Raw genomic sequence first — 25230 nt, 5'->3', positions numbered from 1 at the left:
TTGCCACTGTCCACAAGACCCTATTTACAGGACACTGTCCGCATGAGGAGCACCGAAGGGTCCACGTCCGACCAGTTCGACGACCAGCCGAGCCTGGCGGCGACGATGGAAGAGGGCTTGCGGCAGATCGAAGCGAACCACCGTGCTGCGGAGCGATTGTTCGTCCCTTCACTGGTCGTGGAGCGCCTGCTGTGGCAGGTGTGCGGCGCATGGGAGACAGTGATCGAGGAGGTTCGGTTCTTTCACTATGCCCTCGCTGAGGAACCTCCCACGGAGCCGCCATTCGTCCATCCCGACGGTGAGAACGTCGCGCGGGACATGCGCCGGCTCGCACGGAAGCTCAACCTCAGGCTGCCCGCCAACACGATGTGGACCGCTGAGTGCAAGCGCGCCAAAGAAATGCGAGACAACCTCGGTCACATGCTGCATTTCAAATCGATAACCGGAACAACCCCCGACCAAACCGTAACCCTGCTTCGAGTGCCGTTCCGCGAGCCCGACGAGATGTCCACGGACGGCGGATGGGCCCAGCACAACCGAGTGACAGTCACCATTGATGGCGCTCATTGATCCTGCTCAGTCCTGCTCACCGAAAGTGCTCACCCGTGTGGCTCCGCCAATGAGGGCGGGTCTCCTTCGATGCTGGTGGTCTCTGACCACGCACCAGCACCCCGAAGGAGACCCGCTTTCTCATGTTGACATGGGAGGACGACTTGGAGATACACGCACTGCACAAACGAGGCTGGACGATCTCGGCGATCGCCCGCCACACCGGCCGCAACCGCAGGACGGTCCGCAACTACCTGAACGGGGTCACCACTCCCGGTGTGCGTAAATCCGCACGCGAGGACCCCTTCGAACCGTTCGTCGACTACGTCACCGCCCGCCTGGCCGAGGACCCGCACCTGTGGGCCCGCACCCTGTGCGACGAACTCGAACAGCTCGGCTATGCGTCGTCGTATCAGACGCTGACCCGCCAGATCCGCCGACGAAAACTACGACCCGTATGCGAGTCGTGCGCGTGCGCAACGGACCGCCCGAACGCGGTGATCGAGCACCCGCCCGGCGAGGAAATCCAATGGGACTGGGTGGAGCTGCCGAACCCGCCGGCCGGGTGGGGCCGGGGCAAGACGGCGTATCTGCTGGTCGGCTCCCTCGCGCATTCGGGGCGGTGGCGCGGGGTGCTCGCCCCGGCGATGACGCAGCCGCATCTGATCGACGGCCTCGACCGCATCGTGCGCAAACTCGGCGGCCTGACCCGCGTCTGGCGGTTCGATCGCATGGCGACGGTCTGCCATCCGGAGTCAGGGAAGGTCACCGCCACGTTCGCCGGTGTCGCCAAGCACTACGGCGTCTCGGTCGCGATCTGCCCACCGCGGTCCGGGAACCGCAAGGGTGTGGTCGAGAAGGCCAATCACACTGCCGCACAGCGGTGGTGGCGAACCCTGCCCGACGACATCACAGTCGAGCAGGCGCAGGCGAGTCTGGACGAGTTCTGTCGACTGCGGGGTGACACCCGCCTGCGGCCCACCTCCGGCGGCCGCTCCTCGGTCGCGGCTGTCGCCGCCACCGAACCGCACAGCCGCCGGCGCCGTATCCGGCGGTTGTCACCGAGGCGCGGGCCGTCAGCCGGCAGGCGCTGGTCGCCTACCGCGGCAACCGCTACTCGGTGCCACCGGAGCTCGCGGCAGCACAGGTCACCGTCTCCCGGGTCCTCGGCGGCGACGTCGTCGATATCGTCACCTCCTCACAGATCACCGTCGCCCGGCACCGACTCGCACCCGACGGCGCCGGGGCGATCGTCCGCGACCACGGCCACGTCGTGGCACTCGAACAGGCGGCGATGGCCACCGCCTCGGCAGGTGGGCGCCCGCACCGCCGCAAGGAACGCATCCCACCCGGACCGGACGCACTCGCAGCAGCAGAAGCGTTGCGCCGGGGCGTCGTCGAGATCGCCAAGGCGGGCGAAACATCAACTCCAGCAAGCACTTCGACCGTCACCGACCTGGCCGCCTATGAGCGCGCCGCCCGAGGAAGGAACACCCTCGCATGACCACCACACCCACCACCGTCGACACTGCCCCGGCGCCAGGCACCGCGCAGGCGGCGAGCCTCTACCAACGCCTCCGTGGACACCTGGCGACGCTGAAACTGCACGACGCCGCCGAAGCGCTGCCGTCGGTTCTCGATCGCGCGCAGAAGGACGGCCTGTCGATGACCGCAACCCTCGAGGAGTTGTTGTCGATCGAGGTCGACGCCACCGAAGCCCGTCGCCTGGCCGGGCGGCTGCGGTTCGCGTGCCTGCCCACCCCGGCCTCGCTCGAGGACTTCGACTTCGATTCCGCACCCGGTGTCGACCGGCGGTTGATCGCCGAGCTCGGCACCTGCCGCTACCTCGAGACTGCGACGAATGTGCTGCTCATCGGCCCGCCTGGGGTCGGGAAGACACACCTGTCGGTCGGACTCGCCCGCGCCGCGGCGCACGCCGGCTACCGCACCTACTTCACCACCGCCGCAGATCTCGCCGCCCGATGCCATCGGGCGGCGATCGAGGGCAGGTGGGCGACGACAATGCGGTTCTACGCCGGGCCGACGCTGCTGGTGATCGACGAACTCGGCTACCTGCCACTGCCGGGCGAAGCGGCATCGGCGTTGTTTCAGGTTGTCGCACAACGATATCTGAAGACATCGATCGTCATCACCACCAACCGCGGTGTCGGTGAGTGGGGTGAGGTCCTCGGCGACACCACCGTCGCCGCCGCGATGCTCGACCGGCTCCTGCACCGCTCCGTCGTGCTCAATCTCGACGGCGACTCCTACCGCCTGCGTGACCACCACGCCCGCGCCGAAAAGCTCCGCAAGACCGTCACCGGAACCCGGCAACCGTTACAGTGAACCCCGCCCACGAGTGGGCACTTTCGTTGAGCACAAGCGAGCACTATCGCTGAGCCTCATCACCATCACTGAGCACGATGCGCGTGAGGTGCTGGCAGGCCTCAGATACGTACGCGACTGCCTGTTTGCACTGCGCAAGTTCGGAATGCAGTTCGCTGTCTGGCGCGACGATCAGAGAATCGACCACGTGCTTGGAATCATGCCTTGGTGGCTCGACGACTGGGGGCCGGAACCAGGCGAGCCAGGATGGACCTGCCCGACGATGGCCCAGGTACGGATCCGATCGAAAGCGGAGTACGACGCTTCGCTGCCGCCCTCGATGCGACCGGAGTTCTGATCGGTTGAGTCAACACGCGCCGTATCCCATGCACCACTGAGCTGCTGCAGCGTTGGGCTGAAACCGTTGTATCACCGTCCCGCCAGGCACATTCGGTCCCAATGCGCGTCCGCCAACGAGCATGTGTTGAGGCTCGTGGCACTCCAAACCCTGAGCGGTCCCGACGGTGGCCGGGACTGCCCCCGGTTTGGTTGACATCTTGACCTACTCGGTCGTGTGCGACGCTAACTGCACTGGAATCCCCTCAACAGACCTCGGGACTGCTGCACCATCAGGTGACAGGTTCGGTCACGCAGCCTGAGTGGCTGGTGTGGTCATGATGGTCTCGTATTCGATGGGGGTCAACTTGCCGAGCCTGGCTTGGCGTCGGCGGCGGTGGTAGGTCCGTTCGATCCAGGTGACGATCGCGATCCGAAGGTCGTTCCGGGTCGCCCAGGGCTGGCGGTCGAGGACGTTCTTCTGCAGCAGTGAGAAGAACGATTCCATCGCGGCGTTGTCGCCGCAGGCGCCGACTCGGCCCATCGATCCGACCATCGCGTGCCGGCCGAGGGCGTGGACGAATTTCCGTGAACGGAACTGCGATCCGCGGTCGCTGTGAACCACGCAGCCGGCCACCGGATCACCGGCCGCGGCCCGGCGGGCGACGGCCGAGTCGAGGGCGTCGACCGCGAGTCGGGCCTTCATCTTCGAGTCGATGGAGTAGCCGACGATTCGGTTCGAGTGCACGTCCTTGATCGCGCACAGGTAGAGCTTGCCCTCGCCGGTGTGATGCTCGGTGATATCTGTGAGCCACAACCGATTCCGCTCATCGGCGGTGAAGTTCCGGGCGACGAGATCGGCGTGGACCGGCGGACCGGAACGGACGTTTTTGGTGCCGCGCTTCTTGCCGAACGAGCTCCACCACTTGTTAGCCGAACAGATCCGCCACCCGGTGCGCGGTGCCATCGTCTGGCCTGCGTCGGCGGCTTCGTCGACGAGGAACCGGTAACCGAATTCGGGGTCGTCGCGGTGAGCGTCGAACAGTGCGTTGGCCCTGTACGCCTCGTCGAGCTCGGCAGCGGTCACCGGTGCGGCCAGCCACCGGTAGTAAGGCTGACGTGCGATTCTGAGGACCCTGCACGTCACCGCGACGGGAATGCCGTCGGCGGCCAACTCGCGGACGAGCGGGTAGATCATTTTCCCGGCAGGTTCGCCTGCGACAGATACGCCGCGGCCCGGCGCAGGACCTCGTTCTCCTGTTCGAGCAGCCGGATCCGTTTCCGAGCCTCGCGCAGCTCGGCGTTCTCACTTGTGGTGGTTCCTGGCTTGACGCCGTCCTCGACGTCGGCGGCCTTCATCCAGTTCGCCAGGCAGGACTCGCTGATCCCGAAATCAGCGGCGATCCGCTTCAGCTGCTGGCCCGGTTCGCGATTGCGGGCCACGCGGACGACGTCGTCACGGAACTCCTTGGGATACGGCTTCGGCACAGGGCACATCCTTCCAGCAGTGCCTTCCGGCACCACAGATCAGATGTCACCTATTCGTGCAGCAGTCCCAGATGGTGGAAGTGACCGCGCTCGTGTCGTGGGCTGTCGATCAAGGGCTGCCCCTGGATGTCGAGCAGATCTTTCATCCGGCAACGGTGAATAGGTATGTGCAGACGATGGAGGGGTTCGCGGAACGGACACGCTCCTGCAGGCGGGCGACGCTGACGACCGTGTCCCGCAGGGTCACCACAGTGGCCCCCTGGCAGCCGCGCAGGGAGGTCATCTCCTACAAGACGACCAAGGTGCCGTACACCGACACTCAGATACGCCGACTGATCGACTGCGCTGGCCGGCAGTCGACCCCGACGCGTGTGCGGGTCTTGACGGGGGTGGTGGCGTTGGGCCTCGGCGCCGGCCTGACGTCGAAGGAGATGGTGGACGTGACCGGTTCGGACGTGTCCTTACGTCGATCCCACGTGCTGATCGCCGTCCCGGGTGCACGTCCGCGGGTGGTTCCGGTGCTTGACCGGTACGCGCCGACAGTGCGCGAGCTTGCGCGCAGGGCAGGGGCTGGCCGGTTGATCGTCGATTCACCGCCGCGACCGTCGTACGTGCCGGAGGTGATCGCGAGGTGCGATATACCTGCAGCGCTGCAGTACGTCTCGGCCATCCGACTACGACTGACCTGGGAAGTGCTGATGCTCAGGTCGGTTCCCTTGCCGGTGTTCCTCCGTTTGTCGGGTCACGGGATCGGGATCAATGTACGTCCATTGGCTGAGCACGTCGGCGTGACACCTCGGAGGTGGACCGCCCACGAGATCGACGTGATATCGAACGCCGCGCCTTGGTGAGTGACATGAACACACACCTTCCTCACACGACTGCCGCGTACTTGTGTCGAACCCTGTTCTCACCTGGTCGGTATCGCAGTCCTGATACGGTGCCCGGCTCCTGCGCAGTCGGCCAATCGGGTCTGATCCCGCAGACGGTGACGCCATGAGGAGCGTTCGGAGGCACTCGGCGAGGGAGATCGACACACGAACGAACGTGTGCCGGCCGTGGCAGTGGAAACGTATCCTCGCCGTGCTGAAATGTTGCGAGGCCGGGGATTTCATCCACCATGCCTTCGACAAGAGGGCCGGAGCCCACCGGGTCCTGACTGCGGACGCGTTCCTGGCAGCCGCATTGCTCACTCCGCTGCTGGGCCCCGACATGCACCTGGTCATGATCACCGCCACCATCCGCGGCTGGAGTTTCTCGCAACGACGTGACGTCGGCCTGGATCCGCATGTGGACGTGACGTACAAGATGGTGTGCGACGCCTTCCGTAAGCTCTGTCGGGCATGCGAGTGCTCAACCGACACGCAGTGGGATTCGGGAACGGTAGCGCAGGCCCTCCTGGATGCGTCACTGCAGGGCCAGCCACCGAGCGGCGCTGTCGCCGTCGACGGAACGGACATCCCCGGCTGGGCGAGAGTCCTGTTTGCGAACCCGATCGTCGACGCAGACCCTGACGCGCCACCGCCCCCCGACAGTTCTGCAACACCACCGGATCCAGCGCACCCTCACGCGCCCACGCGTGGCCGGCATCGGCCCAGTGCACCGATCGGGCCGGACGGACGCTGCATATACAGCCACGATGTCGATGCCCGAATGGGTTGGCGGAGCGCAAGCTTCGGGGAATCGGAGATCTACCTCGGTTACGAAGCGCATGTTGTCACCGACATTCCCGGCCGGGGCCACATGCAGGTCCCGCACGTCGCGCGAGCACTCGATCTCGAACCGGCCGGATCCCACCGAGGTGCTGCGGGGCTCGTCGCACTCGACAGGGCCGGCGACCTGCCCGCGCCCCGCGAGGTCCTGTGCGACCGCGCCTACAACTACACCCACCCGGCCACCTTCTCACTTCCGTTGCTCGAGCGGGGGTGCATCCTGATCGTCGACTTGCATCCAAACCAGTTGGGAGTTCACCCAGGCCCTGTACCCGGAACGATGTGGATCGACGGCACGCTCTACACCACCTGTATTCCACCCGGACTCGTCGAGGTCACACCGATCACACGTGACATGACCAGCGAACAACGCGAGCGTGCGCAGCAGCAGCGACGCCAACGGCAACCGTACGCATTTGTACCGCACGGCGCGCGGCGGTGGGACGGAGCGCGACGCTATCGTGGGCCCGGCATCTCGGGCAGTGTTCGCAGCCCTCACGCCCCGAAGTCGATGCGACAGGGTTACGAGGTGCCCACCGTGCACTGCGACCAACTCGGCCCCGGGCACGAGTGCGGCTGCGCCAAAACAGTGACCCTGCATGATGAGGACTTCCCGAACATTCGGATGCCGTTCCAGCACGGCTCCTCGAAGTGGTTCGCCTCGTACCACCGGCGAGTGGGAATCGAGTCAGTGTTCGGCGATCTCAAGACCAACCGGCTACACGTGCGCCGAGGGTACTTCCGGATCTTCGGCCTGACCGGTCATCGCCTGCTTCTCGGGTTCGCGCTCGCGGCGATGAATCTGATGATCCTGCGCGACTGGTACCGCGAGCGTGACCACATCGATCCATGGGGTGTGCTGCTCGGGGAACAAATACCGGAGATCCCGCGTCGGCCTCGCGCCTCTCGGGTTCGGGGCGGTCGACCGCGCCCGAAGACAACTCCGCGAAAACCCTAGCTCCCCGAAAGCCCGTGGAATCGACGCGTTCCGGCGGTCATCCACGCGTCCATCTGGACATCCAGCACATTGATGCCGCCGCCACACCCAATCGGCCCACTGAGGACAACAAAATGGGTGCGTCGGCCAACTGCAGTCACAACGAATCGGAATTGACTACCAACCCTGACTGGAATTCGCCGAGATTCCGGCTCGTTGGCGGCATAGGTGAACCCAACTGCCCGTGATGGGTGAACACCCTATGGAGCCGATGACGGGAATCGAACCCGCGTATTCAGCTTGGGAAGCTGATGTTCTACCATTGAACTACATCGGCATGCAGGGGTTTTACCGTGATCCGAGGATCCGGCCCTTGCAAGCGGCAACTGTAGCAGAAGCCTGCGCGTGCGTGTTCGATGCCACTGAGTGTCCTGGTGTCGGCCGGCAATCGCCGAGGTCCGCGCCCCTCACAATGGTCGCCCCGGTAGCCTCTTGCTGTGCTGCTCTCAGATCGTGACATCCGTGCCGAGATTTCCTCCGGACGACTGGGCATCGACCCGTTCGACCCCGAGATGGTGCAGCCCTCCAGTGTCGACGTCCGACTCGACGGACTGTTCCGCGTCTTCGACAACACCAAGTACACCCATATCGACCCTGCGCTCCGTCAGGACGAGTTGACGTCGCTGGTCGAGCCGACGGCGGGGGAGCCGTTCGTACTGCACCCGGGGGAGTTCGTCCTCGGATCCACCCTCGAGGTGTGCACGCTTCCCGACGATCTGGCCGGCCGACTCGAGGGCAAGTCGAGTCTCGGACGCCTCGGCCTGCTCACCCACTCCACCGCAGGGTTCATCGATCCGGGGTTCAGCGGCCACATCACACTCGAACTCTCGAACGTCGCCAACCTGCCGATCACGCTGTGGCCGGGCATGAAGATCGGCCAACTGTGCCTGCTGCGCCTCACCAGTGCTGCGGAGAACCCGTACGGCAGTTCGGTGGTCGGATCGAAGTATCAGGGTCAGCGCGGACCGACCCCGTCCAAGGCCTACCTGAACTTCGCCACGCATCCGGGCGGCCGTACGCGCTGACCCACGCCCTCGTCGCCCGCTTTCTGAGCGCCGTTGGGATAGTTGAACATTCAGGTATGTGGCGGCTAGGCGTCCGTCGTGTGGGCAGATTCGGCATTCCGCCCGCCATCGTCAAGATGTGATTTCCAACACATTGACATACCGTTTGGTTCGCGTCGCTGGGCGCCATCTCGGCCGCGGTGGTGAATCAATCAAGAGGATCTTCCGTGTCCGTGCGGGGCTGGTCATGCCGCCCCTGTGCGGAGGGAAGGCTTGCTACGGCCGGCCGAGAAGGCTGCAATGAGGCACTGGGTGCGGATGGTCTTCGCAGGTCGATTCGGTTACCCAAGAGTAGTACCGCTGTACCAGTAGTTGCTAAAAGGTCAGTCTCCCCGTTAATTTCGGGTAGGGACTTTGTTCCCTGGTGTGCCGGCATTGTGGACGTTCGTCCAAATCCTCGAGTCCGTGAACCGGACGAATGCCCAACTCTTCCAGTCGGTCTCTTCGACTTTTGGCGAGCATCGGGCCGTGCTAGAACGATTCCGTACAGCTGAGGGTGCAGCGGCATTTCGCACCCGATGCGCATCTGTTCCAGGGGTGAATTCACGACTCGCGCAGGCTCTCCAGTCGGCGGGTCGGGGGATGATCCCGAGCCGGTGTCGTCGCCTTCGTGCGCCGGGCCGGGGGGACTGGGACAGGTGATGCGGACTGTGCGCCTCGACCGTGTCGAGCGCGGAGTTCGGGCTCGACAACAGATCGACCCGTCGGGGGTCATGTCATGTGAATGGTCGATGGAGGTGAAGGCGTGACGGCTTCGCGTTACCTGGAAACGGGAGCCGAGGTGGGGTTGGATGAAGGTCCCGCTCCGCTTCGACTAGTGGATGAAGCTTCTCCGCAACATAATTCGCGCAGCCTGTGGCAGCACTGCTACGTCAGTCGACTACGGATGGTCGACGCGGCCATCGTGGGATTGGCCGTCGCGGCAGCGCAGGTCGTTCGATTCGGAACGGCTACCGAGTCGGTAGCAGCCGGAACAATTTCCGGTCTCAGCTACACGATGATGTCCGTTGCGCTGGCCGGTCTGTGGATCGCGATGCTCGCGATCCACCGCACGCGGTCGACTCGTGTCATCGGCGCCGGCGCCGAGGAGTATCGCCGAATCGTCGCCGCGACGTTCCAACTCTTCGGGCTGATCGGCATGCTCAGCCTGCTGTTCCGTGTCGACATCGCCCGCGGATACCTGGCGATCGCCTTCCCTGCCGGACTCGCCGGACTGCTGGTCGGGCGATGGGTCATGCGGAAGGTCGTCACCTACAAGCGTGCCCAGGGCGACTGCCACACTTCGGTGCTCGTTGTCGGGAGCCAGCAATCCGTGCTGACGATGACGCGAAACTTCGAGCGTGAGTCTTCGTCCGGCTATCGCGTGGTCGGTGTCTGCATGCCGGGCTACGGCTACCGCGAGGACGAGCATGTCGTGGTCGACGGTCGCGAGATCCCGGTGCTCGGTAACGAGTACTCGGTGGTCGATGCACTGCGTGCCTGTGGTGCCGACACTGTGGTCGTGACCGCGACCGAACAGCTCGGTCACGACGGAATCCGCAGTCTCGTATGGGATCTGGAGCCTCTGAACGTCGACCTGGTTGTGGCACCGGGAGTCGTGGACGTCGCCGGACCGCGGCTGGTGATGCGTCCGGTCGCCGGCTTCCCGCTGATCCACGTCGAGAAGCCGCGGTACCACGGCGCGAAGCGCTTCGGGAAGACCGCATTCGATGCGTGCTTCGCGATTGCGGCGCTGATCCTGATCTCTCCGGTGATGCTCGTCGCGGCGATCGCGGTCAAGGCCACCAGCAAGGGACCGGTCCTCTACAAGTCGGAGCGCATCGGGCTCAACGGTCGACCGTTCCCGATGTTGAAGTTCCGCACCATGGTCGACGGCGCCGACAAGCAGGTGACAGCGCTACTCGGCCAGAACGAGGGCGCCGGTGTCCTGTTCAAGATGAAGGACGATCCCCGCATCACGCCGGTCGGAAAGTTCCTGCGCAAGTACAGCCTCGACGAACTCCCGCAGTTCGTGAACGTGCTGCGCCGCGAGATGAGTGTCGTCGGCCCCCGCCCGCCGCTGCGGCGCGAGGTCGAGGCCTACGACGGCACCGTTCGTCGCCGCATGCTCGTCAAGCCGGGCCTGACCGGTCTGTGGCAGGTCAGTGGCCGCAGTGACCTGTCCTGGGACGAGACTGTGCGACTTGATCTTTCATACGTCGAGAACTGGTCGATGATGCAGGACATCCTGATCGTCGGCAAGACCGTCCGCGCCGTCACGGCCGGCAGCGGAGCGTACTGACCAACCGTCGCGGCTTCCGCGATCCCCGAATCCACCGGCAAATACCGGCGATCGTCCGACGCCGGTATTTGTCGATCACGAAACTCGAAGATTGAGGCAGATCATGAGCACTCCGATGGCGGTATTCGGTACCGGTTACCTGGGCGCGACACACGCCGCATGCATGGCAGAGCTTGGGCACCAGGTTCTCGGTGTGGACGTCGACGAATCGAAGCTGGCGAAGCTCGAGGCCGGCGAGGTCCCCTTCTACGAGCCCGGGCTCGAAGAAGTTCTCAAGCGCAACATCGAGGCTGGTCGGTTGCGGTTCACATCGTCGTACGAGGAAGCCGCGGAGTTTGCGGATGTGCACTTCGTCGGTGTCGGAACCCCGCAGAAAAAGGGCGAGTTCGCGGCAGACCTGTCGTACGTCGACGCGGTGATCGACACGCTGGCACCGCTTCTGAAGCGTCCTGCGGTGATCTTCGGCAAGTCGACGGTTCCCGTGGGTACGGCCGCGCGCCTCGGTGCGCGTGCCCGCGCGTTGGCTCCGGCCAAGGACGCGGTCGAGGTTGCGTGGAATCCGGAGTTCCTCCGTGAGGGATTCGCGGTGCAGGACACCCTCCATCCCGACCGTCTCGTTCTCGGACTCGATCGGGAGAAGCCTGGCCGCGCGGAAGAGGTTGCGCGGGAGGTCTATGCGCGTCTCCTCGACGAGAAGATTCCATTCCTCGTGACTGACTTGGCAACCGCCGAGCTGGTGAAGACCTCGGCGAACGCCTTCCTCGCGACGAAGATTTCGTTCATCAACGCGATGGCCGAGGTCTGTGAGGCTGTCGATGCCGACGTCACGGTCCTCGCGGACGCAATTGGTCACGATGCCCGGATCGGGCGGCGGTTCCTGAACGCAGGCCTCGGGTTCGGCGGTGGGTGTCTGCCCAAGGACATCCGCGCCTTCATGGCCCGCGCCGGTGAGCTCGGCGCGGATCACGCGCTGACCTTCCTTCGGGAGGTGGATGCGGTCAATATGCGTCGGCGCACGCGTATGGTCGAGATGGCGCGAGAGGCATGTGGCGGCAACCTTCTCGGTACACGGGTTGCGGTTCTCGGCGCGGCCTTCAAGCCGGAGTCCGACGACGTACGGGACTCTCCGGCGCTCAACGTAGCCGGCCAGATCCAGCTCCAGGGTGCAGCCGTCACGGTGTACGACCCCAAGGCGATGGAGAACTCGCGGCGAATCTTCCCCACCCTGAACTATGCGGCTGACGTCAATGAGGCCGTCGAGGGTGCGGACGTGATCCTGGTGTTGACGGAATGGCAGCAGTTCCGGGATCTTCGGCCCGCCAGACTGAGCAAGTTGGTTCGGCAGCGCAGCATCATCGACGGACGCAACTGCCTGCACCCAACCGCATGGCGAGACGCGGGTTGGAACTACCGAGGCATGGGGCGTCGCTGAGCGGTTCGTTGCGATCGGTCTTCTCCTGGAGTGAGCCCCCTTCGGAATGAACCGAGCATCGACTGGATCGATACGTACGCCATGAGCGGTGACGGCACTTCCGCCGCCGAACACTGCGCGCCTCACTAAGGAGATTACCTGTGACAGAGAAGCATCCACTGGCTCAGCTCGTACCGCCTCAGGCGCGCGTGCTTTGGGTCGCGTCGTCGGGAGGGCACTTCTCGCAGCTGATGCGAATTGCGGATGCTGCTGACGCAGCTGACGATTCCGATTGGGTTACCTTCGCGAATCCACAGACGTTGGGTGCGCTCGACGGGAAGCACGCGCACTTCGTGGACTACATCGCACCACGCGATGTGAAGAACGCGGCGAAGGCCGCGCGCTGGGCCGCCGGCCATCTCCGGAACGAGAAGTATGATCTCTGCATCAGTACCGGTGCGGCGCTGGCGGTCTCCGTCCTTCCTGTGGCAGCAGCCCGCGGCATCGAGACGGTATACGTGGAGAGCATTTCTCGTGTCGACGGACCGTCGCTCAGTGGGAGGATGCTGCAGCGTTTCCCGCGTATTCGCACGTTCACCCAGCACGAAGGATGGGCATCGACGAAGTGGCAGTGGAAGGGTTCGATTCTCGACAGCTGGGCCGCCGAGAATCGAGAGACGAGCCGCGAGCCGAAACGATTCTTCGTCACCCTCGGGACCATCCGTCCGTACCGATTCGACAGGGCGATCGACGCAATTCTCGCCGTGCTGCAGCCGGGGGACGAGGTTACCTGGCAGCTGGGCTGCAGCGAGCGCGATGACCTTCCCGGTTCAGTTCACCGTGAGGTGAAGCCCACGGAGTTCCGCAAGCTCGCGCAGGAAGCCGACGTGACTATCACGCACGCAGGTGTCGGTAGCATCCTCGAACTGCTCGACATGGGCATTACGCCGGCCATCGTTGTGCGCTCACAGGACAACGCAGAACATGTCGACAATCACCAACGGCAGATCGCCGCGGCCATGACATCTCGAGGGCTTGCGTTCGAATTGGATCTGGAGCAGCCGTCACGTGGAACCTTGGTGCGTGCTGCGGAGTTCGGCGCCATGAGTGTGTCCGCCTGATATGACGCTGGGGGCAGAGACCCGCTGCGCGGAACGAACTGATGGAGAGCGACAGAAATGACCGAGACTGACCTTCGGCCGAGGATCACGGTGCTCCACGCGTTGGGCAAACCGGACGGAACCACCCGGTATGTCGACCACATGATCGACAGCGCGCCAGAGGAACTGAAGGTTGAGACATTCTCCTGGACCGAAGCTCTGTTCGGTCGATACGATGTTTTCCACATTCACTGGCCCGAGAATCTGCTTCGAGGTCGGCGTCGCGGTGCCGGCGCGCTGAAGAAGCTGATGTTCCTGATGCTCGTAGCGCGCCTGCGGATCACGGGTCGTCCGATCGTCCGTACCGTCCACAATCTCGACCCGCATGAAGACGGCGGCGCGGCCGAGGGGGCACTTCTCAGTTTGTGTGACTCGGTCACGAACGGGTTCGTCCGGTTGAACACGACGACACAACTGCCCGAGGGCAGCTCGTCGACAACGATCCCACATGGACACTACAAAGATCGTCCCGAGTATCAATGCTCGGTCCCTCAGGATCCGACACGACTGCTGTATTTCGGGCTGATTCGCCCGTACAAGGGCGTCGACGATCTCTTGCAAGCTTTCGCTGAGTTGGAATCCGACGACCTGAGCCTTCGGGTGGTCGGAAAGCCTCAGGATGCGGGGCTCGCTGCCCAGATCCACCAGGCTACCGAATCCGACAACAACATCTCGTGCCGACTCGAATTCCTACCCGACACAGATCTGGGGGAGGAGATCGCCCAGGCCATGCTCGTGGTGTTGCCGTACCGGGAAATGCACAACTCAGGCTCCACGATTCTCGCCCTGTCCATGGCGCGCCCTGTCCTGGTGCCCTCGACTCCGGTGAATCGTGCCCTGAAAGACGAAGTGGGTCCCGGCTGGGTGTATCTCTACGATTCTCCCGCACTGGATTCGGAGACACTTCGCAGAATTCTGCACGAGGTGGATACAGATCGTCTGACGAGATCGGGAGAGCCGAACCTGTCCGATCGGGACTGGGGCACCGTGGGTGAGCGACACTATGCGCTGTATCGAGAACTGCTGACCGCGGGCGGCAGTAAGAGTCGCGCACGGGTATGACAGCCGATTCGATCACGGAACGGGAGCCGTCTCTGGGCGCCGTCGCAGCGCGCGGCGCGGCGGTGACGCTTGCCGGTCAAGCGGTCAAGTTCGGAATCCAGTTCGGCGGAATCATCGTTCTCGCCAGGCTTCTCTCCCCGGAGGCTTTCGGACTGGTAGCCATGGTGACAGCGGTCGTCGGAGTAGGCGAGGTGCTGCGTGACTTCGGCTTGTCTTCAGCTGCAGTACAGGCGAAGTCGCTCACGCCAGGGCAGCGGAGCAATCTGTTCTGGATCAACTCCGCAATCGGAGCTGCGCTGTCGGTGGGTGTCGTTCTCTGCGCGCCCTTGATCGCCGGACTGTACGGGGAGCCTCGGCTCGAAGCTGTCGCGCGCGTACTTGCGGTCACGTTCCTTCTGAACGGGCTCACAACTCAGTTCCGTGCGAACATGACCCGGCAGTTGAAGTTCGGGAAGCTCGCAGTTGCCGATATCGTCGCCCAGGCAGGTGGGCTCGGGGTCGGAATCGGAATGGCCCTCGGTGGGGCCGGCTATTGGGCCATCGTCGGACAGCAGGTGGCTCAGGCGGTTCTGACGCTCGCACTCACTGCAGTGCTCGGGAGGTGGGCGCCGGGCTGTCCGCAGCGACGTGAAGAGATGCGCGGGCTGCTGTCCTTCGGGTGGAATCTGATGGGCACTCAACTGCTGCAGTACACAAGTAAGAACATCGACTCGGTCATCGTGGGACACCAGTTCGGCGCAACGAGCCTCGGCTACTACAACCGTGCCGGGCAGATAGTGAACGGGCCGCTGAACCAACTGAACGTTCCGGCGTCGACAGTAGCGCTACCGATCCTCTCGCGGCTGCAGGACGATCGCCCGCGCTACCGCAACTTCATCTTGCGCGGACAGACCGCGCTGATGTCGCTGGTGGTCGCGGTGTTCTTGTTTCTGTCGGCCCTCGCGGAGCCGTTCGTGGAAATACTTCTCGGCACCGAATGGCTGGCATCGGTTGACATCGTTCGATTGATCGCGATAGGTGCGGCCTTCCAGGGTGCCAGCTACGCAACCTACTGGGTGTTCACCTCGAAAGGGCTCACGCGGTCGATGCTTCGATATGCGGTGGTCGCCCGTACGATTTCGATCGCGCTGTTGTTCGGTGGTGCTTGGTTCGGTGTCACCGGTGTCGCGGCGGCCTACGCGTTGGGCATCGCAATTACCTGGCCGCTGGGCCTGTACTGGATTTCCCGGATCTCGGACGCCCCCGTGTGGGAGATGTTCACCAATGGTCTGCGAACGCTGGCGGTGTACACGGCGGCCGCCGTGGTGGCGTACCTGGCAGCCAGGTCGCTCTCAAATCCAATAGCGGAGGTGGGCGTGGGTGCGGCCGCTATGGCGGGGGCAGCGGCGGTGATGGCGATCCTGATTCCGCGATACCGGGCGGATCTCATTGCGATGAGAGAAATCGGCGGTCTTGTGAAGCGCAGGTTGTGAAATGGCGAACGTCTGGTCGTTTCGAGACCGTTCTGCTGTCGACGATGAACTGAAGGGGCTGGTCGGGTGATCTACTACTGGTGCGCGGGTCAAGACGACAATGTCGGTGACATCATTCTGCGTCGGAGGATGTTGCGCAGCCTTCAGGCTGCCGGCCCGAGCTGTGACATCTATGTAGGCAAGGCGACTCGTGACTTCATCTCAGCTCTCGGTGCTCGTCCGGAGGACAAGATCTATACCAGCTTCGTTCGCTTCATTGCAGTAGCCACGCTTCACAGCCTGCGAAAAGACTGGATGTTCGGATTCAATCCCGGAGAGATCAAGTGCAATCGCAAGCAGAGTGTCATGCATGCACTGCTCATCCCGATGATGCTGATCTCGCTCATCCACGGGAAGCGCTGTGTCCGTGTCGGTGTCGGTGTCGGGATGCACGAGTATCGCCAACTGTGGCGGAACCTGATCTGGGTGACTGTGCTTCTGGCAAAGGTCAACGTCTGGCGCGACGCGGCTTCGAGAGATGTGTTCGGAAAGGGAACCGTCGGCCCGGACTGGGCATTCGATGAGGCATTGGAACAGCCATCGGCGGACGAGGAGTCGTCGGGACGCGGGTTGCTTGCGGTCTCTCTTCGGGCGGATAGTCCAGCCACGAGTCCCGAATGGACCGAAGGCATTCGCGAGCTGGCGCGGGAACTTGGGTTGATACCGACTGTTGTGGTCCAGGTGAAGCGGGACTCGGCGAGAGCGCGTGAATTGGCAGCCGCACTCGAGTGCAGGATCGTCGATTGGATCGACGAGTCTCACACAGACCAGGAGAAGAGGTTGCGATACACGTATCGCAAGTGTGAGGTCGTGGTCAGCGATCGGCTACATGTACTGATCATGGCGCTGACCGAGGGGGCCGTTCCTCTGGGTTTGATGGAACACGAGGACGAGAAGGTTGCGAGACACTTCGCTGCTGCCGGGTTTGACGCCGTCAGTTGGGATGTGCGTGGCTGGGACACCCAGGAGATCGTCATTCGTGGTGCCGCCAGGGCACGCGAGCGGAACGAGATCGAGTTGAGCACCCGTATCGCACAGTCGCGCGTTCGCGCGCTCGATTCAGTAGTGAGGGCCTGATGAGTAACGACGGTCGGTCAGCGACTCTTCCGCACGGCGATCTGGAGGGCCGAAGCCTGGAACCCTCGCCGTCGATTCACTATCTGGTCGGGGGTTTCCGTATATCCCTGGGTGATCAGTCGAACACGCCTGGTCCACGGACTCACATTTTGAACTTTGTGCGGGGACTGTCCCAGATCGGAAGGCGAACCGAGCTGCTGACGGCGTCGTCCTTCCCGATGATGGGCCGATTCACTCAGATCAAGCAGTCCGACTATGCAGGCGCGGACGGATCCAAGATCTGGATCGCCGATGTCGTGCGGGGTGCTGCGGCGGTGTGGTGCGGTGTCAACGTTTTCGTCCGAACGGCGAGACAACCCGCGCCGCAACTCATCTACGAGCGAGTGGCCGTGTTGCAAACGCTGACGAGCTTCCACGCGCGTAAGGGATCCGCCGTGCGCGTCGTTGAAGCGAACGGGATTCTGTCCAGAGAAACCGCGCAGGACAGGAAGGTCCTGAAGGCCGAGCGCATAGCGCGGTATCTCGAGCGGCGAGTATTGCGTCGATCCGACATCGTTGTTGCGGTCAGTGAGCGGTTGTGTGACGAACTCGTCGAGTTTGCACGGATCGATCGGGACAAGGTGTTGGTGGTTCCGAATGGCGTTGACGAGAGGTTGCTGGACTACCAGCGTTCGGAGAGTGCCTGCCGTGTAATAGGATTCGTAGGGTCTGTGGTGAAATGGCAGAATCTGGACCAGTTGATTCTGTCCGTCGCTCGCGTGGCGAATGGGGCGAGCGAACCGGTCCGCCTCGAGATCATCGGAGACGGTGCTGAGCTCGGAAATCTGAAGCAGCTGGTGAAGGATGAAGGGCTGTCGGAGCTGGTCTCCTTTCATGGCCGGATGCCACAATCCGCCGCGTTCGAAGTGATGACGGCGTGGGACGTCGGGATCGCGGGTCACCAGAAGTCGTCCAGCCAGTCGATGTATCACAGCCCCCTCAAGCTGTACGAGTATGCGGCGCTCGGACTGAGCATCGTCTGCACCGAATCCGCCGACGCCGAGTCCTTGGCGCGTTCCGGGGCCGACATCCACATGTTCTCCGACACGGGCGAGTTCGAGACAACACTGAAAGAATTGGTCGGCGGAGCCAGGCGCTCGAGCGGCGATATCGAGCTGAGTCGAGCAGCAGTTGTGCGCGATCATGCCTGGAGTACGCGTGCGACGGCGGTGCTTGATCGAGCCGGTCTCATCCCACAGAGTGGCAAGCGGCCGGCGCGATGACGGTCCAGACTTTGGACATCCGCTCGGGCGATCGTCCAGCCGAACCCACGATCGGACCGGGCGTGGACGACACGCGGGCGGCCGTCAGGTGGGTCGGGCTGTTGCTGGGGGTGGCTGCCGCGGTTCCGGGCGTTCCGGCCCTCGTTCCGGTTCTGGGTATTCGGCCCTGGCACATGTTGGTCGCGGTTGCGATCCTCGTTGCCTGCACGCAGGCCGCCTCCGCCGCTGTGCCGCGGCTGCGTATTAGCAGCCTCGATATCGTGGTACTTCTATACACGCTTGCCTCCGTGCTGGCGGAGTACACGAATTCCGGTGACCTCGGATACGGATTCGACCTGGTCGGTGCCGTGACTCCGCTGTTCTACCTTGTTGGCTACATCGCTGCCCGTCTCGTCATCGACAGCAGACAGAGTGCACGTGCCTTCTTGACCTCGTTCGCGGTCCCGGCTATTCCCGCCGGTATTCTGTCAGTGCTCCAATTGGGATCGCCGGCCTTCTCCCTCATGGTGCTGAAGATTGCTCCAGGCCCGGGTCTTTCCGAACGCATCGTGGACGGGCGTCTGATCCGGGCAACCGGGCTGGTCGGACACTGGACTGGACTCGGCTTCTACTTCTGCACGGCACTTGCCGCATGCTGCTCGGCGGTCTTGCTCGCCGAGCGGGGACAACGACGGTTCACGCTGCCTCTCGCGGCGGCACTGTTTGCATCTGCCTTCGGCGCTCTCGCGTCGTTGACGTTGTCCGTGCTCGCGACGGTCGCGGTGATCGTCTTGGTGACGCTGTTCGTGATGGGGATCCGTATAAGTCGAGTCGTCGGCCTTGGCGCCGTAGTGTTACTCGGTTACATGCAGTTCGGCAGCTACCTGGACGAACGCTTCACGCAGCAAACCGCCTACCGCCCGGAGTATCTGCCCGGCTGGGTGCCGAACACGATCGCCTACAGGTGGAAAATCTGGACGCAACAGACGATTCCAGCCATCGAGGATCGCTTCTGGACCGGGTGGGGCTCGAGCGTCTACACGGGGCACTGGCGGCCGAGTCAGCTTGTTTGGGGATCGCCCGAGTCGCAATGGTTCGGCACCGCAGTAGCGTCGGGTGTCATAGTGGCGGTTCTGCTCGGTCTGACGCTGCTTGTCGCGCTTCGGTATGTCCTGAGGGGTACGGCCGAACGTCGTGCGCGGTGGAAGCTTCCGATCGGAGCTCTCGTGGTTTCGGCGTTGGTCGCATCGCTGACAGTGCCCGCGTTCACGAATCGTGGTCTGCCGATCGGCCTGTGGGTGTTGTTCGGAGTGGTCCTCGCGCTCGAATTCGCAGCCGATTCGGGAGGCACCGCTGATCGGGGCGGCACCCATCCAACAACGGTCTCGGAATGTGGAAAGGAGTCGTGCCAGTGAGCGTGACCGAAGCGCCGGCACTACCGGCGAAGGTCCAATCTGGGCGAGACTTTCGCGCAGACATCCAGGGCTTGCGGGCGGTCGCTGTCGGAGCAGTCGTCCTCTATCACGCTGGTGTGCCCTGGTTGACCGGCGGATACGTCGGTGTAGACGTGTTCTTTGTGATTTCCGGCTTCCTGATCGGCGGGCATCTGCTCGGCGAGCTCGATCGAACGAACAGCGTCTCGGTGATGCGGTTCTACGCGCGTCGCATACGTCGACTCATGCCGGCTTCGATCTTCGTCGTGCTGGTTACGCTGCTGCTGGCGCGAATATTCATACCGCCATTGGGGTTCGGTGACGTTTCCAAGGACGGAATAGCTGCGAGTCTTGCGGTTTCGAATCTGTGGTTCGCCGTGACGGGCACGGATTACCTGGCCAACGAGGCGCCGTCGGTCTTTCAACACTATTGGTCCCTTGGGCTGGAGGAGCAGTTCTACTTCGTATTCCCTCTGCTGGTCTTGGCGGCGTATCGCATCCTCCGCGGTAACCGACGCGGATTGATGGGCGTGATCTTGTCCGTCACGGCGGCATCATTTGTGCTGTGCGTCGTGTTGACCACGGTGAACCAGCCGGTCGCATTCTTCACGCTTCCCACACGTGCATGGGAACTCGGTGTGGGCGTCTGCTTGGCGGCGGTCGTCGGCCGATTGCGCGGACTCGGGCAGACCAGTGCCGCTGCACTCCAGTGGTTGGGGCTGGGAATCACCCTTATGGCGATCGTCTTCTTCGACCAATTCACGACCTTCCCCGGGGCGATGGCGGCGGTTCCGGTAGTCGGTGCGGCGATGTACATCGCGGGCGGATGTGGGCGACCTGCGGGGCGGCCAAGTTTGATCATGGAGAACGTGGCGATGCAGTTCGTCGGTCGAATTTCCTACTCTCTGTATCTGTGGCACTGGCCGCTCCTGATCGTCCCGGTCATGTACTCGGACCGCCAGTTGACCTGGCTGCAGGCCCTTGGGTTGGTTCTGCTGGCAATCGTTGCTGCAGTTCTGACAGAGCGGTTCGTCGAGCGCCCATTTCGAGACGCACGTTGGATCGGCGCCTCGCTGGGACGCACGTATGGCTTTGGCGCGGCAACGGTGCTGGTTGCAGTTGTAGCCTGTGTCGCCGCGTCGACTCTTCCCAAGTTGTCGACCGATACCATTGCTACGGAATGGATCGCGGGGACCCTGCCCGCCGATGTCGCAATACCGGCGGTGGTCCCCGCGAATCTCTCACCTTCCCTTGTGTCTTCGTCGAGCAGCGTGCCCGTGATCTACGCAAATGGGTGCCACGGCGACTTCTCGGCAACCGTGCCGCGCTCGGACTGCGTATTCGGCGACCGAGATTCCGAACGATCGATCGTCCTCCTGGGAGACTCCCATGCGGCGCAGTGGTTCCCGGCACTCGAAGTAGTGGCATCCACCCACGGCTACCGGCTTGTCACGATGACGAAGTCTTCTTGCCCTGCCGCGGAGGTGACAGTTTGGAGCGATTCGTTGAACCGTCGCTACACGGAGTGCGAGACATGGCGGGAGAACGCTCTGACGATGATCGGCGAACTGGCTCCTGATTTTGTCATCGTGTCGAACTTCCAAGGCCAGAAGCCTGTCGGCGTCGCAGACGCCGACGAAGCCTTCGCCCGCGGGGTCGGTGCTCTACTGAACCAATTGCCGGCGGAGTCTGTTTCGGTTGTGCTCGGCGATACGCCGATGCACGACGTGGCGCCGCCAATCTGTCTTTCAGGTCACCTGTCTTCGACTGCTGAATGCGTCACGAGCGCCGAGCACGCGGTTGCGGCTCGATGGTCACAGAAGGTCGACGAATGGACGACGAAGTCGGGTGGGCGGTTTGTTGATCCCCTTCCCTGGTTGTGCCCGGGAGGTTTGTGCGTGCCGATCGTCGGGAATGTCTTGGTCTACCGTGACAGGCACCATTTGACGACGGAGGCATCGAACCTGCTGGCAGAGCAGTTGAAGAATGCTCTGTACCCGATCGGACTCGCCCACGAGCAGATTCACTGAGGACTGTCCGGATCCTGCTATCGACAACTACGAATGTCCAGATCGAGCGAGGGCTGTGCGATGAAGCTTTGGAGTGCGTATGCCGGTTGAAGTAGTGAACTGGAACCCGCGGAAGCGGCGTGTTCGTGGGCCGCTGGGAAGGGTGATTCCAAGAAGGCCACCTGTCAACAATTTTGGTGATCTTCTCGGTCCTCTGATCGTCGAGGAACTTCTTGTCCGTCAGGGAATCGACCCTGCCGGAACGTCGATCCGTCACCGATTGCTCAGTGTCGGTTCCATTCTTCGACTCGCGAACGACGGAGACGTCGTCTGGGGTTCGGGTGTCAACGGGAAGAGTCTCGACCTCGAGTACCAGTTCTCTGATCTCGATGTCAGGTCGGTGCGCGGGCCCCGAACGGCCGAATTCCTCCGTAGTCGGGGCATTTCGGTACCGGAGGTCTACGGCGATCCTGGACTCCTCGTAGGTGTTCTCTGGCCGCGTGAGAGTTTGGTGGCGCCGCGACTGTCCGCGGGCGTAACTCTCATTCCCAATCTGAACGACGTCGAGAAGTATCGAGGCCACCCGGACTTCTGGCATCCCTGTCGGCCGCTGTGGGACACGATCACACGGATCGCGAATAGTGAGTTCGTCATCGGAAGTTCCTTACATGCAGTTGTCCTCGCCGACTCGTTCGGAATCGAGGCACGGCTGATCGGCTCTGACCACGAACCACCCTTCAAGTACCAGGACTACTATCTCGGGAGTGGTCGCAGCGGCTACACGGCCGCGACGACCGTGGACGAGGCGCTGGCGATGGGAGGCGAGGAACCACTCGAGTGGGATCCCGCTGGCGTCTTGGGTGCGTTTCCGTACGAGCTGTGGGCGCCGTGAGTGAACGTGAGAAGGACTGCATCCGCGGTTCGACAACAAGACATCGAATGATGCTGCGCTAGTGCGCGATGAACCGGATCCTCCAGCCGTCCCTGCGTGCGAGACGGAGGACTAGGCGTCTCCTCCTGGTCCTCGTTGTGTACGTAAGCGTCCTTGCGTCGGGAATTTTCGGGGCAAGGACTTACACATACGCAGGCTTCGATAGGTTGACCGACGTCGATGCCATTGTGGTGCTCGGAGGTGCGCACGATGGTCGCGAGAAGTACGCCATGGAGTTAGCGCTCCGTGGCTATTCCGATCATGTGGTTCTCTCGAATCCGTATCGACGGACTGATGTGCGGATGCGAGAGCTTTGTTCGACAGAACACGCCTCATTCGACACCACCTGTTTCGTTCCGGATCCGCCCACGACGCGTGGGGAGGCGACGGCGGTAGCGAGACTGGCATCAGAGAACGGGTGGGACAGCGTCATGGTCATCAGTTGGCGATACCACCTGCTGCGTGCACGGTACATCTTCGAAAAGTGCTTTTCAGGTGCGGTATTCGTGCTCCCGGTACCCCGGGAGTACAGGTACAGCATTCCACGCTGGGCGTACGAGTACCTCTACCAAACAGGAGGTTTCGTCAAAGAGACCTTGCTCGGCCATTGCTGAGGGTGTGTGTCGGAACTCAGCAGCTCGGAACGTCTATCCCGGCATCGGGTTGATCGAGGAGAGGTTGGATGGGCACCGATGCCGTTCCTGCCGTCGCTGGTTCGGTCAGTTCGTAGACGACCTCCGCGGTCTTGCCCTGTCCGATCGGGAACTGGATGTCGAATACCGGGTGTCCCAGTTCTGCTCCGGTGAAGGCGAAGGCCGGCTTACCGTCGACGGTGACCTTGTCGAGCTTTGCGCCGCGGGTTGCGACCAGCGACAGGTTCGTCAGGTTGGTTCCGGCGGGTGCGCCCATTGGGTTGTCGAACATTCCGGCTACATACTTTGTGTAGTCACCGTTCGGAAGCGTATTCGTCAGGCGCACTCTCACGGTGCTCTTCCGCACGCCGTCGGTGCACGACTCAGCGGTGTACGTGATCTCACGGCGGAGATAGTAGTCGAGCTTGTTGCCACCCAGGTTGTTGACGACCACGCCGGCGTAAGGGGCGTCGTCCTCAGGGACGGTGTGCCCCAGTGCGGTACCGGCGAGGACTGTCTGTTCCTCGGGGTGTGAACTCCAGACTGCGATTCGTCGTTCGCTGGCCGCTCGTCCCAAGGCTTCGAGCAGCGCCTGCGGTCGCGAGATCTTCCCGGTCATCCGTTCGACCACCTTGGCAGCGACAGTCTGGAGATACGCCTTGCGCGCGGCATTGTCGTCACCGAATCGCGAGTATGCGATGGATTCAGTCAGCTCTACGACGTTCTCGGCGGTGACCTTCTCGCCGTCGGGCATCGTGATCGGTCCCACCACGTCGAGTACGTAGCTGAGTGCGACAGGATCGGTTGCGATGACTCCGTCGACCTGGTCACCGGATTCCTGTGCCCATAGGGATCGCCAGATCTGCGCGGCGTAAGGGAAATGTGAGCTGGCGTTACTGTTCCGGAAATCTGTTGTGGCACGACTCTGCCCGTACTGGCGCTCGAAGTCCGGACCGAGATCGATCGGTTGATTGCCGTTCAACGAGAGTTCCCGGTTGCTGGCGAGCTCATCAACGCGCACGGTGCCGTCCGCAGTACGCAGTTCGCCGAAACCACCGAGCAGCCCACCGGTGCCACGGGCCTCGGCGTTGGTCTGGAATCCTATGAAGTAGGTGCGGGGACCATCGGCGCCGAGCATCGCTGGGGCGATCTCCGCTGCGGTCGAGACGTTTCCGAGGAGGGTGGACAGATCCGATGTCTGCTGTTGGAGTTGTACGCGAGCGTCCTCGATGGGTCCGATGAACGTGCTGCCGACGCCTGCAGCGTCGGCAGCCAGCGCCTCGGCTGCGGTGGCAGTGTCGGCAAGGCTGGGCGCGGCGTCACGCAGGGCCTGCAGGTTGATTCGTGCTCCGTCGAGGATCAACTGGCTGGGTGCCATCGCCGATCCTGCCTGCGCTGCCGGGGTCAGGACATCAGAAGTGAGCCCCCGAACCACGTCGGATATCTGCCGGGTCGTGTCGAACGGACTGCCCAGCCACGGAATCGCTCCGGCGACACGCCAGCTGACCGAGTGGGCGGCGTCATAGGCCTGGTCTGCGTAGCGGTCCGCATCGGCCGCAGATCGTGTGCCTGTCTCCGAGTTACCCGCCAGTAGTGCATCTTTCGATTGCGTCGCGTGATCCGATGCTCGTTCAAGATTCAATCTGATCTGGGTTGCCTCGTACGCGAGATAGCAGCCCCAGGCACCGACGATCGCGACCGCGCACGTTGCGCCGATCGCGATGCGGCGTCGCCGCTTCCGCGCCGTTACCGCAGGTTGTGACGTCCGGCGGCGGCTTGTTCGACGGGCGGGCGCCGGATCGATCTCCGTCGTCCTTGATGCGGCTTCGGGCTCGGACTGCTCCACGTGGTGGACCCCCTTCGGTCGGCATGCTCTGGGCAGGCTAACCCGGATCGAGAATTGGTCGGGCGTTCAACTGGTGAATGGTGCACTCGCACAGTAAGTTATTCCTACCCGATCCAGGCAGGTTGGATCGGGTGGGTTCCGCTCGAGCGCGCTTGCGTGCCAGCG

At 63.1% G+C, this 25230-nt stretch carries 19 protein-coding genes, 1 tRNA gene and 1 pseudogene; 18 read left to right on the top strand and 3 right to left on the bottom strand.

From position 1 onward, the window contains the following. Positions 1 to 42 precede the first annotated feature (42 nt). From HUN07_RS23125 to HUN07_RS23110, 4 genes and pseudogenes are all read left to right on the top strand, one after another. Complete coding sequence (locus tag HUN07_RS23125; RefSeq protein WP_174913170.1) at positions 43 to 570, top strand: hypothetical protein; 528 nt, start codon at positions 43 to 45, stop codon at positions 568 to 570. Between the two features lie 122 nt (positions 571 to 692). Further along, positions 693 to 2053, top strand: a pseudogene (gene istA / locus HUN07_RS23120) (IS21 family transposase). After that, on the top strand, positions 2050 to 2895 hold the full coding sequence (gene istB / locus HUN07_RS23115; RefSeq protein ID WP_174913167.1) for an IS21-like element helper ATPase IstB: 846 nt from the start codon (positions 2050 to 2052) through the stop codon (positions 2893 to 2895). Before istA ends, istB begins: the two are co-directional and overlap by 4 nt. Positions 2896 to 2908: 13 nt before the next feature. After that, positions 2909 to 3232: a hypothetical protein gene (locus HUN07_RS23110; protein ID WP_174913164.1), complete on the top strand. Its 324-nt coding sequence runs from the start codon at positions 2909 to 2911 to the stop codon at positions 3230 to 3232. 288 nt (positions 3233 to 3520) lie between these two features. Here the strand turns inward: HUN07_RS23110 and HUN07_RS23105 are convergent. Next, positions 3521 to 4698, bottom strand: a protein-coding gene (locus tag HUN07_RS23105) for an IS3 family transposase (RefSeq protein ID WP_174913161.1) whose coding sequence is annotated in 2 segments (ribosomal slippage) — positions 3521 to 4411 and positions 4414 to 4698 — 1176 coding nt in all. Because the reading frame shifts where the segments join, the coding sequence is not laid out codon by codon here. A gap of 71 nt (positions 4699 to 4769) precedes the next feature. Here HUN07_RS23105 and HUN07_RS23100 point away from each other — a divergent pair. Together HUN07_RS23100 and HUN07_RS27160 are read left to right on the top strand one after the other, a co-directional pair. After that, positions 4770 to 5549, top strand: coding sequence for a hypothetical protein (locus tag HUN07_RS23100; RefSeq protein ID WP_174913159.1), 780 nt, complete (start codon positions 4770 to 4772; stop codon positions 5547 to 5549). Between the two features lie 802 nt (positions 5550 to 6351). Further along, positions 6352 to 7368 (top strand): hypothetical protein, encoded by a 1017-nt coding sequence (locus HUN07_RS27160; protein WP_254622646.1) that lies wholly within the window; start codon positions 6352 to 6354, stop codon positions 7366 to 7368. Positions 7369 to 7610: 242 nt separating this feature from the next. On the opposite strand, the gene HUN07_RS23090 is transcribed toward HUN07_RS27160, so the two are convergent. Beyond that, positions 7611 to 7684, bottom strand: a tRNA-Gly gene (locus HUN07_RS23090). A 160-nt stretch (positions 7685 to 7844) separates the two neighbouring features. Between HUN07_RS23090 and dcd the strand changes: the two genes are divergently transcribed. From dcd to HUN07_RS23030, 12 genes are all read left to right on the top strand, one after another. Continuing rightward, positions 7845 to 8432, top strand: a complete 588-nt coding sequence (gene dcd, locus HUN07_RS23085; protein ID WP_114721457.1) for a dCTP deaminase — start codon at positions 7845 to 7847, stop codon at positions 8430 to 8432. A 763-nt stretch (positions 8433 to 9195) separates the two neighbouring features. Then, complete coding sequence (locus HUN07_RS23080; RefSeq protein WP_174913153.1) at positions 9196 to 10752, top strand: sugar transferase; 1557 nt, start codon at positions 9196 to 9198, stop codon at positions 10750 to 10752. A gap of 103 nt (positions 10753 to 10855) precedes the next feature. Then, the gene (locus HUN07_RS23075) at positions 10856 to 12184 is read left to right on the top strand and encodes a UDP-glucose dehydrogenase family protein (RefSeq protein ID WP_174913150.1); all 1329 of its coding nucleotides are present in this window, start codon (positions 10856 to 10858) and stop codon (positions 12182 to 12184) included. Positions 12185 to 12324: 140 nt separating this feature from the next. After that, complete coding sequence (locus HUN07_RS23070; protein ID WP_174913147.1) at positions 12325 to 13284, top strand: glycosyltransferase; 960 nt, start codon at positions 12325 to 12327, stop codon at positions 13282 to 13284. Between the two features lie 57 nt (positions 13285 to 13341). Continuing rightward, positions 13342 to 14385: a glycosyltransferase gene (locus HUN07_RS23065; RefSeq protein ID WP_174913144.1), complete on the top strand. Its 1044-nt coding sequence runs from the start codon at positions 13342 to 13344 to the stop codon at positions 14383 to 14385. Next, positions 14382 to 15857: a lipopolysaccharide biosynthesis protein gene (locus HUN07_RS23060; RefSeq protein ID WP_174913141.1), complete on the top strand. Its 1476-nt coding sequence runs from the start codon at positions 14382 to 14384 to the stop codon at positions 15855 to 15857. Before HUN07_RS23065 ends, HUN07_RS23060 begins: the two co-directional genes overlap by 4 nt. Positions 15858 to 15923: 66 nt before the next feature. After that, complete coding sequence (locus HUN07_RS23055) at positions 15924 to 16973, top strand: polysaccharide pyruvyl transferase family protein (RefSeq protein WP_174913138.1); 1050 nt, start codon at positions 15924 to 15926, stop codon at positions 16971 to 16973. Next, positions 16973 to 18235, top strand: coding sequence for a glycosyltransferase (locus HUN07_RS23050; protein WP_174913135.1), 1263 nt, complete (start codon positions 16973 to 16975; stop codon positions 18233 to 18235). Before HUN07_RS23055 ends, HUN07_RS23050 begins: the two co-directional genes overlap by 1 nt. An 11-nt stretch (positions 18236 to 18246) precedes the next feature. Then, a complete protein-coding gene (locus HUN07_RS23045) occupies positions 18247 to 19629 on the top strand; it encodes an O-antigen ligase family protein (protein ID WP_174913132.1) in 1383 nt (460 codons plus the stop codon). Beyond that, positions 19626 to 21677, top strand: a complete 2052-nt coding sequence (locus HUN07_RS23040) for an acyltransferase family protein (RefSeq protein WP_174913129.1) — start codon at positions 19626 to 19628, stop codon at positions 21675 to 21677. Before HUN07_RS23045 ends, HUN07_RS23040 begins: the two co-directional genes overlap by 4 nt. Positions 21678 to 21756: 79 nt before the next feature. Beyond that, complete coding sequence (locus tag HUN07_RS23035) at positions 21757 to 22548, top strand: polysaccharide pyruvyl transferase family protein (RefSeq protein WP_254622645.1); 792 nt, start codon at positions 21757 to 21759, stop codon at positions 22546 to 22548. Between the two features lie 68 nt (positions 22549 to 22616). Beyond that, positions 22617 to 23201: a YdcF family protein gene (locus HUN07_RS23030; RefSeq protein ID WP_174913124.1), complete on the top strand. Its 585-nt coding sequence runs from the start codon at positions 22617 to 22619 to the stop codon at positions 23199 to 23201. Positions 23202 to 23217: 16 nt separating this feature from the next. Here HUN07_RS23030 and HUN07_RS23025 read toward each other — a convergent pair whose 3' ends face one another. Then, a complete protein-coding gene (locus HUN07_RS23025) occupies positions 23218 to 25023 on the bottom strand; it encodes a DUF4012 domain-containing protein (RefSeq protein ID WP_254623042.1) in 1806 nt (601 codons plus the stop codon). Positions 25024 to 25230: the final 207 nt, after the last annotated feature.

The sequence above is a fragment of the Rhodococcus sp. W8901 genome (genome assembly GCF_013348805.1).
Lineage (GTDB): Bacteria > Actinomycetota > Actinomycetes > Mycobacteriales > Mycobacteriaceae > Prescottella.
This window is presented reverse-complemented; position numbering and strand designations above follow the sequence as displayed.